At 73.7% G+C, this 12,446-nt stretch carries 13 protein-coding genes; 8 read left to right on the top strand and 5 right to left on the bottom strand.

Annotated elements, in window-relative coordinates; translation table 11 throughout:
- The first annotated feature begins 149 nt into the window (after positions 1-149).
- Positions 150-2,618, top strand: coding sequence for a beta-glucosidase (locus tag ACIPSE_RS42555; RefSeq protein ID WP_401674397.1), 2,469 nt, complete (start codon positions 150-152; stop codon positions 2,616-2,618).
- A 116-nt stretch (positions 2,619-2,734) separates the two neighbouring features.
- Entirely contained in the window at positions 2,735-3,385 is a 651-nt protein-coding gene (locus ACIPSE_RS42550) for a DedA family protein (RefSeq protein ID WP_401674395.1), read from the top strand.
- A gap of 18 nt (positions 3,386-3,403) precedes the next feature.
- On the opposite strand, the gene ACIPSE_RS42545 is transcribed toward ACIPSE_RS42550, so the two are convergent.
- The gene (locus ACIPSE_RS42545) at positions 3,404-3,937 is read right to left on the bottom strand and encodes a gamma carbonic anhydrase family protein (protein WP_401674392.1); all 534 of its coding nucleotides are present in this window, start codon (positions 3,935-3,937) and stop codon (positions 3,404-3,406) included.
- Positions 3,938-4,051: 114 nt separating this feature from the next.
- Here ACIPSE_RS42545 and ACIPSE_RS42540 point away from each other — a divergent pair, with 114 nt between their 5' ends.
- Positions 4,052-4,801, top strand: coding sequence for an acyltransferase (locus ACIPSE_RS42540; protein ID WP_401674389.1), 750 nt, complete (start codon positions 4,052-4,054; stop codon positions 4,799-4,801).
- Between the two features lie 10 nt (positions 4,802-4,811).
- Here ACIPSE_RS42540 and ACIPSE_RS42535 read toward each other — a convergent pair whose 3' ends face one another.
- On the bottom strand, positions 4,812-5,669 hold the full coding sequence (locus ACIPSE_RS42535; protein WP_401674387.1) for an EamA family transporter: 858 nt from the start codon (positions 5,667-5,669) through the stop codon (positions 4,812-4,814).
- Positions 5,670-5,762: 93 nt separating this feature from the next.
- On the opposite strand from ACIPSE_RS42535, the gene ACIPSE_RS42530 reads away from it, so the two are divergent.
- Positions 5,763-6,335: a helix-turn-helix domain-containing protein gene (locus ACIPSE_RS42530; RefSeq protein ID WP_401674384.1), complete on the top strand. Its 573-nt coding sequence runs from the start codon at positions 5,763-5,765 to the stop codon at positions 6,333-6,335.
- A 43-nt stretch (positions 6,336-6,378) separates the two neighbouring features.
- Entirely contained in the window at positions 6,379-6,933 is a 555-nt protein-coding gene (locus ACIPSE_RS42525) for a YbaK/EbsC family protein (protein ID WP_401674382.1), read from the top strand.
- 1 nt (position 6,934) lies between these two features.
- On the opposite strand, the gene ACIPSE_RS42520 is transcribed toward ACIPSE_RS42525, so the two are convergent.
- Positions 6,935-7,996: a cation diffusion facilitator family transporter gene (locus tag ACIPSE_RS42520; RefSeq protein WP_401674379.1), complete on the bottom strand. Its 1,062-nt coding sequence runs from the start codon at positions 7,994-7,996 to the stop codon at positions 6,935-6,937.
- Between the two features lie 61 nt (positions 7,997-8,057).
- Between ACIPSE_RS42520 and ACIPSE_RS42515 the strand changes: the two genes are divergently transcribed.
- Complete coding sequence (locus ACIPSE_RS42515) at positions 8,058-8,417, top strand: ArsR/SmtB family transcription factor (RefSeq protein ID WP_401674376.1); 360 nt, start codon at positions 8,058-8,060, stop codon at positions 8,415-8,417.
- Positions 8,418-8,426: 9 nt separating this feature from the next.
- On the opposite strand, the gene ACIPSE_RS42510 is transcribed toward ACIPSE_RS42515, so the two are convergent.
- Positions 8,427-9,659 (bottom strand): 4-hydroxybenzoate 3-monooxygenase, encoded by a 1,233-nt coding sequence (locus tag ACIPSE_RS42510; RefSeq protein ID WP_401674374.1) that lies wholly within the window; start codon positions 9,657-9,659, stop codon positions 8,427-8,429.
- An 82-nt stretch (positions 9,660-9,741) separates the two neighbouring features.
- On the opposite strand from ACIPSE_RS42510, the gene ACIPSE_RS42505 reads away from it, so the two are divergent.
- Positions 9,742-10,878, top strand: coding sequence for a radical SAM protein (locus ACIPSE_RS42505; RefSeq protein ID WP_401674371.1), 1,137 nt, complete (start codon positions 9,742-9,744; stop codon positions 10,876-10,878).
- Positions 10,879-10,888: 10 nt separating this feature from the next.
- Positions 10,889-11,101 carry a radical SAM-modified peptide, FtsH ternary system-associated gene (locus tag ACIPSE_RS42500; protein ID WP_401674368.1) on the top strand — a complete coding sequence of 71 codons (213 nt, stop codon included), beginning with the start codon at positions 10,889-10,891 and terminating at the stop codon, positions 11,099-11,101.
- An 18-nt stretch (positions 11,102-11,119) separates the two neighbouring features.
- Here the strand turns inward: ACIPSE_RS42500 and ACIPSE_RS42495 are convergent, their stop codons facing one another.
- Positions 11,120-12,427 (bottom strand): VWA-like domain-containing protein, encoded by a 1,308-nt coding sequence (locus ACIPSE_RS42495; protein WP_401674366.1) that lies wholly within the window; start codon positions 12,425-12,427, stop codon positions 11,120-11,122.
- Positions 12,428-12,446 lie beyond the last annotated feature (19 nt).

Raw genomic sequence — 12,446 nt, 5'->3', positions numbered from 1 at the left:
TCCCTCGCACGCACTCGCCATTGTCATGCACATTGACACGAGTCATCGTCGGTTCTAAGTTCCCGCCGCGTCCCTGGCGTTTCTGACGAAGCGTCAAGTCGGTCCTGGCGCATAGTGCGCTGAGATGCACACCGAAGGAGTGACGGCTCATGACCGACACCGTCTCCCGGCGATCCACCCTGCGTCTGCTGGGTGCGGCCATCGCCGTGGCCGCGGCGGCCACCGGCGGGCTCCCACCCGACCGCGCCCACGCCGTCGCCGGACCGGAGCGGGGTGCGAGTCCCCGCGTCGCGGACCTCCTCGCCGACCTCACCCTCGACGAGAAGATCTCCCTCCTGCACGGCGCCACCGACCCCGCCTCGCTCGGCCAGGCGGGCTACGTCCCCGGCGTCCCCCGCCTCGGCATCCCCCCGCTCCGCCTCGCGGACGGCCCGGCGGGCGTCCGTGTCACCCGGCACGCGACCGCGCTGCCCGCCCCGGTGCTGCTGGCCTCCGCCTTCGATCCCGCTCTGGCCCGCCGCTACGGCCGGGTCATCGGCCACGAGGGGCGTGCCCTCGGCCAGGACGTGCTGCTCTCCCCGATGGTCAACCTGATCCGCACCCCCTACGCGGGCCGCAACTTCGAGACGTTCGGCGAGGACCCGCTGCTCTCCGCCGATCTGGTCGCCGCCGAGATCGAGGGCATCCAGGGCGAGGGGCTGATCGCGACCGTCAAGCACTACGCGCTCAACAACCAGGAGAAGGACCGCATGACCGTCGACGTGCACGTCGACGAACAGACCCTGCGCGAGGTCGAGCTGCGCGGCTTCGAGGCCGCCGTGGACGCGGGCACCGGTGCCGTGATGGGCGCCTACAACAAGGTCGACGGCGACTACGCCTGCGAGAACGAGCCCCTCCTCACCGGCGTCCTGCGCGACGGCTGGGGCTTCGACGGCTGGGTCATGACCGACTGGTTCGCCGCCCACAGCACCGCGAAGGCCCTCGCCGCCGGTCTCGACATGGAGATGCCCTCCGGCACCTACTTCGGGCCGGCCCTGAAGCAGGCCGTGCAGGACGGCACCGTCCCCGAGGAGCATGTCGACCGTTCCGTACGCCGGATCCTCGCCGTCATGGACCGCTTCGGCCTCCTCGACGGCACCCCGCCCGCACGTCCCGAGCGCGACGCGGCGGCCGGAGCGGCCGTGGCCCGGGAGGTCGCCGAGGCGGGCGCGACCCTGCTCCGCAACGCGCACCGCACCCTGCCGCTCGCGCCCGGCGGCCCGGTCGCCGTCATCGGCCCCACCGGGACGCTGCCCTTCGTCAGCGGCGGCGGCAGCGCGCATGTCGTCCCGGACCACGCCGACAGCCCCCTCGACGCCATCGCGTCCCGTGCCGCGACGGTCACGCACGCCCTCGGCGAGGACCTCTTCGGCAAGGCGATCCCGGCCTCCGCGCTCACTCCGGCCTTCGACACCGAGGGCCAGGGCCTGGACGCCGGCAAGGTCTGGAGCCACGACGGCACGCTCACCGTCGCCGAGGACGACGAGTGGACCTTCGTCCTGCACTTCTCCTCGGCGCCCACCGCCCGCCCCAAGGTGCTCCTCGACGGCACGGAACTCTTCCCGCAGGCCGCCGGATACGGGGAGTACTTCGCGGGCGGGCTCGTCTCCGCGGCCCCCGACGGGCTGTCCGTGCGCCGGGGCACCCGTCGGCTCGCCGCGGGCACCCATACGCTGCGGATCACCGCGCAGGGCGGCGCCGACGGGCTGCTGTTCCGGCTGCGCCGCATCACCGGAGCCACGCGCGCCGACGACGTGGCCGAAGCGGTCGCGGTCGCACGGGCCGCCCGGGACGTCGTCCTGTTCGCCTACGAGGACGCCACCGAGGGCCAGGACCGCACGACCGTCGCCCTCCCCGGCCACCAGGGGCGCCTCATCGAGGCGGTCACGGCGGCCAACCCGCGCACCACGGTCGTCCTCAACACCTCGTCCGCGACCTCGATGCCCTGGCTGGAGCGGACCGGGGCCGTGCTGCAGATGTACTACCCCGGCCAGGAGGGCGCCGCCGCCACCGCCGCCGTCCTGTTCGGCGAGACCGACCCCGGAGGCCGCCTCACCCAGTCCTTCCCGGTGGACGACGACCACCACCCGACCGCCGGTGACCCCCGCCGCTACCCCGGCGTCGACGGCGTCGAGGAGTACACGGAGGGCATCCGGCTCGGCTACCGCTGGTACGACGCGGAAGGCGTGCGGCCCCTCTTCCCGTTCGGGCACGGACTGTCGTACACCTCCTTCTCCTACGGGGAGCTGAGCGTGCGGGCCGACCGGCGGGGGCTGGCGGTGAGCTTCGACGTGCGCAACACGGGGCGCCGGGCGGGCATCGCGGTGCCGCAGGTGTACGTCGGCCGCTCACCGGACCTCCGGCTCGACCAGGCGGTACGGGTGCTGGGCGGCTACCGGAGGCTCTCCCTGCGGGCGGGGGAGCGGAAGCGGGTCACGGTGCGGGTCGACCGGCGCACGCTCTCGTCCTGGGACGCCGCACGCCACGACTGGGTGCTGGGCACCGGGCGGCGGGACGTGTGGGTGGGGTCGTCCGCCGGGTCGTTCGCGTTGCGGGGCAGCGCGGAGGTCGGGCGCTGAGCGGGCGAGGCGCCGCAGGACCGGGTCCGTCGCCGCGAGCCGTGAGCGGGTAGGCTTCCCCGGCGCACGCTCGTACGAGCGTGCGCCGGGGAAGACAGGACTGGGAGGAACCTGCGGTGCACGTCCAGGAGTGGCTCGAGACCGTACCCGCGGTCAGCATCTACCTGCTGGTGGGGCTGGTCATCGGCCTGGAGAGCCTGGGCATCCCGCTGCCGGGCGAGATCATCCTCGTCTCGTCGGCGCTGCTGGCCTCCCAGCACGGCGACATCGACCCGGTGATCCTCGGCGTCTGCGCCAGCGCCGGTGCGATCATCGGCGACTCCATCGGGTACGCCATCGGCCGCAAGGGCGGCAGGCCGCTGCTGGCCTGGCTCGGCGCGAAGTTCCCGCGGCACTTCGGCGAGGCGCACATCGCGACCGCCGAGCGGTCCTTCGAGAAGTGGGGCATGTGGGCCGTCTTCTTCGGCCGCTTCGTCGCCCTGCTCCGCATCTTCGCCGGGCCCCTCGCCGGCGTGCTGCGGATGCCGTACTGGAAGTTCCTCATCGCCAACGTGCTCGGCGGCATCGTCTGGGCGGGCGGCACGACGGCCGTCATCTACTACGTGGGTGTCGTCGCAGAGTCGTGGCTGAAGCGGTTCTCGTGGCTGGGCCTGGTCGCCGCCGTGCTGGTCGGCCTCACCTCGATGCTGGTGCTCAAGCGCAAGGCGAAGAAGGCGGCGGCCCAGCACCCGGCGGCCGAACCGGAAGCCGTCCCGGCCGCCGACTGAGCGTCGCCCGCCCGGGGGTCACGGCTCCCGGTGCACCTCGCCGTGGGCCTTCGCGAGGTCCGCGTACAGGGTGCCGTTCAGGGTGACGCCCTGCCGCTCCTCCTCCGTCAGCTCCCGCCGCACCTTCGCCGGCACGCCCGCGACCAGTGACCCCGGCGGGACGACCATGCCCTGCGGCACCAGCGCCTGCGCCGCGACCAGCGAGCCCGCGCCGATCACCGCCCCGTTCAGCACGGTCGCGCCCATCCCGATCAGGCAGTCGTCCTCGACGGTCGCCCCGTGCACGACGGCGTTGTGACCGACGGACACCCGCGCGCCCACGGTGACCGGGAACCCGGGGTCGGCGTGCAGGGTGCAGTTGTCCTGGATGTTGCTCTGCGCGCCCACGGAGATCCGCTCGACGTCGCCGCGCACGACGGCCCCGTACCAGACGCTCGCCTCCGCGTGGAGCGTCACGTCGCCGATCACCGTCGCGCCCGGCGCCACGAAGGCCGTTCCGTCGATGTCCGGTTCCCGGCCGCCGATGCCCGTGATCAACGCCTTGTGCGTCATCGCCCTCTCCTCCTCGTCGTGGTCAGTGGCACCGTACGCCACCCGGTGGGGCGAAGATCACAAGGCCCCGGACTGACCGGGCACGGGTCCGCCCCGTACGGTGAGCGGGTGCTCATGCGCAAGAACACGTTCTCATCCTGGCGACGCCGCACGGCGCAGCGTGCCGTCCACGCGGGCTGGTCCTGGGTGCAGCGCACGGGCTCCGTGACCGCCGAACACCCCGGCCGCTTCCGCTTCGGCGCCATGGGAACGAGTACCAGACTCGCCTTCCCGCTCGGCACCGTCTTCGGTGAACCGTGGATCCATCTCGGCTCCCACTGCATCGTCGGGGAGCAGGTCACCCTGACGGCGGGCCTCATGCCCGACCTCGACCTCGGCCCCGACCCGATCCTGCGTATCGGCGACGGCGTGGTCCTCGGCCGCGGCAGCCATGTCATCGCCGACACCACGGTCACCATCGGCAGCGACTGCTACTTCGGCCCGTACGTCTACGTCACCTCCACGAACCACTCCTACGACGATCCGCACGAGCCCATCGGTAAGCAGTGGCCGCGGATGGAGCCCGTCCGGATCGGCTCCGGCTGCTGGATCGGCACCGGCGCGGTGATCCTGCCGGGCGCGCGGATCGGCCGGAACGTGGTCGTCGCCGCGGGGGCCGTGGTGCGGGGCGAGGTGCCCGACCACGCCGTGGTGGCGGGGGCGCCCGCCCGTGTCGTACGGCGCTGGACGGCGGGGGAGGGCTGGCAGCCGCCGCTCAGGACGCCCGCCCCGGTGCCGATCCCGGACGGGGTCACCCCGGAGCAGCTCAACGCGCTGGCCGGGATGGACGAGGCGACGGCGGCGCGCCTCGCGGAGCTGGACTGACCCGGCGGGGTCAGCCCGTGGCCAGGAGCAGGGTGCCCATCAGGGCCAGGCCCGCGCCGGCCGTCTGGACCGCGCGCAGCCGCTCGTGCAGGAGGCCGCGGGCCGCCAGTGCCGTCACCACCGGGTACAGCGAGGCGAGGACCGCGGCCACGGTGACCGGACCGAGCCGGGCGGCGACCGCGTAGGTGCCGTTCGCGGCGACGTCCGCGAGGCCCACGAAGGCGAGCGCCGGGAGCGCGGACCAGGGGAAGCCGTCGGCGGGCAGGGCGGGGGAGCCCCGGCGGACGGAGGCGTACAGGGCGGTGCCGCCGACCGCGACATTGGTCAGGCGCTGCACGAACAGGGCGAGGAACAGACCGGTGACGTCGGTGGAGGCCTCGGCGATCAGCGCGAACACGGTCCCGAAGCCCAGGGCGGCGACGAGGGTCAGCAGGATGGCCTGCCGCTGGACCGGGGCGCCCCTGAGCTGGGGCCCGCCCGCCAGGACGATACCGAGGACGGCCACCGCGATGCCCGCCACCTGCGTCACTCCCGGCCGCTCGCCGAGGAAGAGGCCCACGCCGACCGGTACGGCCACGCCGAGGGTGCCGAGCGGCGAGACGACGCCCATCGGACCGAGGGCGAGCGCCTTGTAGAAGCAGATCAGCGCGACCGGCCCGACCAGACCCGCGGCGACCGCGAACCACAGGCGGGGGCCCGCCGCGCTCCAGGCGCCGGTGGCGGTCACGATCACCCCGAGCACGGTCGCCGCGATGCCCTGCGAGACCACGACCACCGTGAGCGCGGGGACGCGCCGGGTCAGCAGTCCGCCGCCGAAGTCCGCGAGCCCCCACAGGAGGCTGGTGGCCAGGGCGAAGAATGCTGTCACTGGAAGCCTCGCAGTACAGTTCGGTGAACGATCGGGTGCACCACACCGTAGTTCATTACCTTGAACTGTGTCATTCAGAATATTGGACGTGATGTGTCGGACCTCGAACTGCTGACCCAGTCCCTCGCGCGCAACGTGAAGCGCTGGCGCACCGAGCGCGGCTACACGCTGGACACGCTCGCGGCGCGCGCCGGGGTCAGCCGCGGCATGCTCATCCAGATCGAGCAGGCCCGCACCAACCCGAGCATCGGCACGGTCGTCAAGATCGGCGACGCCCTCGGCGTCAGCGTCACCACCCTGCTCGACTACGAACAGGGCCCCAAGGTGCGGATCGTCCCGCCCGGGCAGGTCGTCCGCCTGTGGCACACCGACGCGGGCAGCTACAGCAAGCTCCTCGCGGGCACCGAGGCACCGGGACCGCTGGAGATGTGGGGCTGGAAGCTGATGCCGGGCGAGGGCAGCTCCTCCGACCCGCATCCCGTCGGCACCGTCGAGATCTGCCATGTCACCGCCGGTGAACTGACCCTCACCGTCGACGGCACCGAGTACCGCGTCCCGGCCGGCTCCAGCGCCACCTTCGAGGCCAACGCCGCGCACACGTACGGCAATCAGGGCGAGGTCCCGACGGAGATGCTGCTCGCCATCTCGGTGCCGCCCGCCACCTGAGACGCCGTCCGAGCCGCCGCGGGGGCTGTTCTAGCATGCGGCCATGGACGCACCCATCGGACACTTCGACCACGCCGCCCCCGCCCCCGACCGCCTCGACGAACTGACCGCCCCTGTGGCCGACGCGATCCGGGGCTGGAGCGGGAGCATCCCCGCCGACCAGATCGTCTACGTCGACACCGACCCGGAGTGGGCCGACACCGCCGTCTTCGTCGAGCACTACGGGCGGGAACTGCTCGAACAGTCCGCGAACTGCGTCGTGGTGGCCGGCAAGCGGGGCGGCGAGACCCAACTCGCCGCGTGCGTGGTCCTGTCCACCACCCGCGTCGACGTCAACGGCGTCGTCCGCCGTCAACTGGGCGCCCGCAAGGCGTCGTTCGCCTCGATGGACGTCGCCACGGGCGAGACCGGCATGGAGTACGGCGGCATCACGCCCGTCGGACTCCCCGCCGACTGGGCCGTGCTGGTGGACGCGCGGGTCGTCGAGCTGCCGTACGTCCTCGTCGGCAGCGGGCGTCGGCGCGGCAAGCTGCTGGTGCCGGGCAAGGCGTTCGCGGAACTGCCGGGCGCCGTGGTGATCGAGGGGCTCGGCGGCTGACTCAGGCCGCCGTGTGATGGGCGAGCGCGTGGTGCGGATCGTCCTCGCCGGGCAGCGGCGCCGGATCGGCGTGCACCAGGGCGGCCGTCAGCCGCGGTACGGCGTGCAGCAGCGCGTGTTCCGCGTCGACGGCGATCGCGTGGGCCTGCCGTACGGTCGCGTCGCCGTCCACGACCACCGCGACCTCGGCGCGCAGCCGGTGCCCGATCCAGCGCAGCCGCAACTCGCCCACCCCGCGCACCCCTTCGACGTCCCGCAGGGCGTGCTCGGCCCGGTCGACGAGGGCCGGGTCGACCGCGTCCATCACCCGCCGGAACACCTCCCGCGCGGCGTCCCGCAGCACCAGCAGGATCGCCGCGGTGATCGCCAGCCCCACGAGGGGGTCGGCCGCCTGCCAGCCCAGCGCCGAGCCGCCCGCGCCGACCAGCACCGCCAGGGACGTGAAACCGTCCGTGCGGGCGTGCAACCCGTCGGCGACCAGCGCGGCCGAGCCGATGTCCCGGCCCACCCTGATCCGGTACCGGGCCACCCACTCGTTGCCCGCGAACCCGACGAGCGCGGCCACCGCCACCGCGGGGACGTGCTGCACGGGGCGCGGATCGAGGAGCCGTTCGAACGCCGTCCACCCGGCGAACGCCGCCGACGCCGCGATCGTCAGCACGATGGCGATACCGGCCAGGTCCTCGGCCCGCCCGTACCCGTAGGTGAAACGCCGGGTCGCGGCCCGCCGCCCGAGCACGAACGCGATGCCCAGCGGTACGGCCGTCAGCGCGTCGGCCGCGTTGTGCGCGGTGTCGCCCAGCAGCGCCACCGAACCCGACACCGCGACGACCACCGCCTGCGCGACCGCCGTCACCCCGAGCACCGCCAGCGACACCCACAGGGCCCGCATGCCACGCGCCGAGGACTCCAGGGCCGCGTCCAGCTTGTCGGCGGTGTCGTGGGAGTGGGGCGTGAGGAGATGCGCGAGACGGTGCCGGAGCGCGCGCGGGCGCTGATGGGTGTGGGGGTGCTCGTGGTGGTCCTGCGGGTGGTGGTGTCCGTGGTGGTGCTGGTGGCTCACGTCGATCCCCTTCCGGCGCGGTGTGGTGGACGTACCCGCCTCACGGGGCCATTATGTGCGTATGAGCGCACGCATGCACCTGTCACCTGCGCATCATGCGCACCCGCGTACCCCCGGCGACGAACAGTTCGCCCTCGCCGCCGAACTCCTCGCCCTCCTCGGCGACCGCACCCGGCTCACGCTGCTGCACGCCCTCGCGGGAGGGGAGGCCGACGTCACCACCCTCACCGAGACGTGCGGGGCGGCCCGTCCGGCCGTCAGCCAGCATCTGGCCCGGCTGCGGCTCGCGGGACTCGTCGGCACCCGCAAGGAGGGGCGCAGGGTGATCTACTCCCTGCGCGACGGGCATCTGCGCCGCCTGGTCGACGAGGCGCTGAACGTGGCGGACCACCGGCTCGGCGACCGGCCGGAGCACGACTGAGCGCGCCGCTCAGTACTCCTGCGGGTCCGGGTCCTTGCCCAGGTACTGCTCCGCGAAGGCCAGCCCCGCCGCCGGGGAGGCGAAGATGCGGCGCAGGCGGGCCTGCGTGGTCCCGGCGAGGTAGGGGTCGCCGGACGAGGTGCCGTGGTAGACGTCCGAGAGCCACTGGGAGAACTCCTGGTAGTCCCAGACCCGGCCGAGACAGGCCGCCGAATAGCCGGCGAGACCCGTGCCGTCGCCCCGGGTGAGGCGGGAGACGAGCGCGTCGCCGAGCAGGAACGCGTCGTGCAGGGCCAGGTTCATGCCCTTCGCGGCGATCGGCGCGGTCAGGTGCGCGGCGTCCCCGGCGAGGAGGAGGCGGCCGAACCGCATCGGCTCCACCACGTAGTTGTGCATGTCCAGGACACGCTTCTCGATGAGGGGGCCCTCGGTGAGCGGCGGCGCGCCGTTCGCCCCCAGACGCTTTCTGAGCTCCGACCAGACCCGGTCGTCCGGCCAGTCGGCGGGGTCGTCGCCGGGCGGGCACTCCAGGTAGTAGCGGGTCACCTCGGGGCTGCGGGCCATGTGCCCGGCGAAGCCGTCCGGGTGGATGCCGAAGACCACGCAGTCGTTCGAGGGCGGCGCCTCGGCGAGCAGGGCCAACCAGCCTATGGCGTAGTCGTGCCGCGATATGTGCGCCCGGTCAGGCGTGAGGAGCGTACGCGTCACACCTCGCGCCCCGTCGGCGCCCACCACGAAGTCACAGGGGATCAGCCGGTGTTCACCGGTGTCCGGGTCGGTGTACTCGACGGTGGGGCGGTCGCCGTCCAGGTCGTGCAGCCGTACGTCCCGCACCCCGAACCGGATGTCCCCGCCGCGCACGTCGGCGTACTCCCGCACCAGGTCCGTCACCAGCAACGGCTGCGGATACACCCAGTGATGACGATCCGTCAGGCCGGTGTACCCGAAGCGGTACCGTTCTCCGCCGAACCGGAACTCGCACTCGCTGTGCCGCTGGGCCCGCGCCAGGAGGTTCACCGCGAGTCCCCGCCGTTCGAGGCCGCGGACCGCCCACTCCTCCAACACCCCGGCCCGGGGCCGCTGTTCGATGAAAGCGCGGCTCTCGGTCTCCAGGACGACACAGTCCACGGACGCGGCCCGCAGGATGTTCCCGACCGTGAGACCGGCCGGTCCGGCGCCGATGACGACGACCGGCTTGTGGAGGGGGAGCGCGCCGCTGGGGAGGGGGGAGGCATCGGTCACCCGAGCATTATGTCCGCGCCCTGCGGCGGCCGGGAACCGAGTACGGTGGACATCAGGGTGACCACGGGGTGGGGGTGACGCGGTGGTCGCATGGGTGCCCGCGGACTTCTACCGGGCCGTCGACGGCGGACTCCAGTGCACGCTCTGCCCGTTCCGCTGCCGCCTGCGCGACGGCGACACCGGCGCCTGCGAGGTGCGGCGACGCGACGGCGACCGGGTGCTGACCGCGACCTGGTCCACGACCGTCGAGCACTGGTCCTCCGTGGAGCGCAAACCCTTCTACCACTTCCGCCCCGGCCTGCCGCTGCTGACCCTGGCCCCGCCCGGCTGCTCCTTCCGCTGCGACTACTGCGTCAATCACCGTGTCTCGCAGTACGGCAGGGACCCCGACGCCCGGGTCACCGCGCACACCGTCGATGTCGGGAAGCTGGTCGGGTCCGCGGCCGAGCGGGGCGCGGGCCTCGCCCTGTCGTACTCCGAACCCTCCCTCGCCGCCGAACTCACCCTCGAACTCGGCGCCCGGGCGGGCCCGTTGGGCGTCCCGCTGGTCTGGAAGAGCAACGGCTTCCTCACGCCGGAGGCCGTCGAACGCGTCGCGCCCGTCCTCGCCGCCGTCAACATCGACGTCAAGGCGGCCGGGGAGAGTGAACACCGGCGGCTCACCGGGGCGTCCCTGGCCCCGGTGCTGGAGGCGGCCCGGCTCTTCCGGGACGCGGGCGTGTGGGTCGAGATCAGCACGCCCGTCATCCCCGGCACCAGCTCGGACGACCGCCAACTCGCCTCCATCGCCGGGTTCGTGGCCTCCCTGGGCGCCGACACCCCCTGGCACCTGCTGCGCTTCACCCCCACCTACCGGATGGGCGACCACCGTCCCACCGCCCCCGAACGCCTCGCGTCCGCCGCCCGCGTCGGCCGCGCCGCCGGGCTCCGGCACATCTACGTCGAACGGGCACTGGGCGCCACCGGACGGGCCACGCACTGCCCCGGCTGCGGGGTCGAAGTGGTGACCCGGGGGGTATGGGGTCGGGCGGAGAGCCGTCTGCGGGGCGGAAGTTGCCCGGCATGCGGGGAACGGATCGCCGGGGTGTGGGACGGCGACGCCCCCGGGGACCCGTGCGCGGGGCCCCGGCCGGAGGATGCCGATGCGAGCCGAGCCCGTGCGAGCCGAGAAGAGGCGAGCGAGTCGCCGCGAGCCAGTGGATCCGAGCAACCGACGTGAGGAGCCCGACGTGAGTGCCGAGTACCGGTTCGTGGAGGACCTGCCCGATCTCATCGACGCGTCCGAGTACGACGACCACCCCGAGGGAGGGCTCGTACGGCTGCGCATCAGCTGGGACGAGAAGGGCGTCCAGGTGCTCGGCGACGCCTTCCGGCCCGACCTGCTGGAAGCCCTCCTGGAGAGGATGGGACCCGACGAGGTGGAGCAGATGCTCTGCGGCTGAGGCCCGCCCGCCGGACCCTCACCCGATCTCGACGACCCGCGCCCACGACGGCGGCGCCTCCGGGACGTAGTCCGGGTCCTGCTCGTCCACGGCACGGGCCGGACGCGGGAAGAGGCCGACGACGACCCGGCTCGGGGGCTGCGCCGACGGCCACGGCGTCTGGCCGTCCGTCAGGGCGACGATCACGTCCGGGCGGGGCCGCGACGCCTGGGCCCGCGCGAAACCCGAGCGCAGGTCCGTCCCGCCCCCGCCGAGGAGTTCGATGTGCTCGGCCCGGCACAGCGGCACGGCGACCCCGGCCGCCGCGTCGCAGGAGATCACGGACACGAGGTCCCGCCGCCCGCCCACCGCACGGGTGATCGCCGCCACCTCCAGCAGCGCACCGCCCAGTTCGGCGTCGCTCACCGACGCCGACGTGTCGATCACCACGCAGACATGGGGCGGCGTACGGCGCAGACTCGGCAGCACCACCCCCGGCAGGGCGGCCGAGCGGCGGGACGGGCGCCGGTAGCTGTGGTTCTCGCCCGTCCCCGGCGCACCCGCCGCCGACCGGATCGCCGCCCCCAGCAGGCGCCGCCACGGCTGCGGCGGATGGAACGCCTCCTCCGCCCACCGCTGCCACGCCTTCGGAGTGCTGCCCGGCCGCGCCTTGATCGCCTCGGCGACCCGGAACCGGACCGCGTCCCGCTGCTGCCGGGTCAGCCCCTGCGCCCCGTCGGGCCCCAGCTCCCACGGCCGGACCTGGCCGTCGGCTCCGCTGCCGCAGTCCAGCCAGGCCAGGCTCGCGGCGAGCCCGGACATCGACGACGCCCGCAGGTACTCCTCCATCAGCTGCCCTTCGGGCAGCCCGAGCAGCGACGGCAGGATCGCCCCGGCGGGCCGGGGCAGACCGTCGCCGTAGATGTCGTCGTTGATCTCGAAGTCGGCGGCGATGTTCCGCCGCCGCGCCTCGCCGGGCCCGAACTCCTCGTTCTCCCGGGCGTACCGCTCGCCGCGCCCGTGATGGTCGCGCAGCAGATGGGACACCTCGTGCACCCACACGCCCGCCAGATCCTCCACGGACATCCGGGCCACGAAGGCGGGGGAGACGTAGCAGCGCCAGTGCGCGTCCACCCCCATGGTCGGCACCGAGGGGTCCTCGACCACGTGCAGGGCGAAGAGCGCGGTCGCGAGATACGGGCGGACCTTCACCGCGTGCAGCCGCGCCGCCAGCAACTTCTCCCGGTCCAGCGGCAGTCCGGGCGGACCGGGCGGCCCCGTGTGGCCGGGCGGCGGCGGCCGGCGCACCGTGACCCGCACCGGGCGGGGCGCCGGGGGCGGGGACATGGGGTGCGGCACGGGGCGG

It is taken from the genome of Streptomyces sp. NPDC090106, from assembly GCF_044747265.1.
In the GTDB taxonomy this organism is placed as follows: domain Bacteria; phylum Actinomycetota; class Actinomycetes; order Streptomycetales; family Streptomycetaceae; genus Streptomyces.
The sequence above is the reverse complement of the archived record's forward strand: the minus strand, read 5'-3'. Positions and strand labels throughout refer to the sequence as shown.

Bases quoted from the DNA above. Each gene is read 5' to 3' on its own strand.
- ACIPSE_RS42540 (WP_401674389.1), top strand. From the start codon at position 4,052: ATGCGCAAGAACACGTTCTCATCCTGGCGACGCCGCACGGCGCAGCGT.
- ACIPSE_RS42545 (WP_401674392.1), bottom strand. From the start codon at position 3,937: ATGACGCACAAGGCGTTGATCACGGGCATCGGCGGCCGGGAACCGGAC.
- ACIPSE_RS42495 (WP_401674366.1), bottom strand. From the start codon at position 12,427: ATGTCCCCGCCCCCGGCGCCCCGCCCGGTGCGGGTCACGGTGCGCCGG.
- ACIPSE_RS42515 (WP_401674376.1), top strand. From the start codon at position 8,058: ATGAGCGCACGCATGCACCTGTCACCTGCGCATCATGCGCACCCGCGT.
- ACIPSE_RS42525 (WP_401674382.1), top strand. From the start codon at position 6,379: ATGGACGCACCCATCGGACACTTCGACCACGCCGCCCCCGCCCCCGAC.
- ACIPSE_RS42555 (WP_401674397.1), top strand. From the start codon at position 150: ATGACCGACACCGTCTCCCGGCGATCCACCCTGCGTCTGCTGGGTGCG.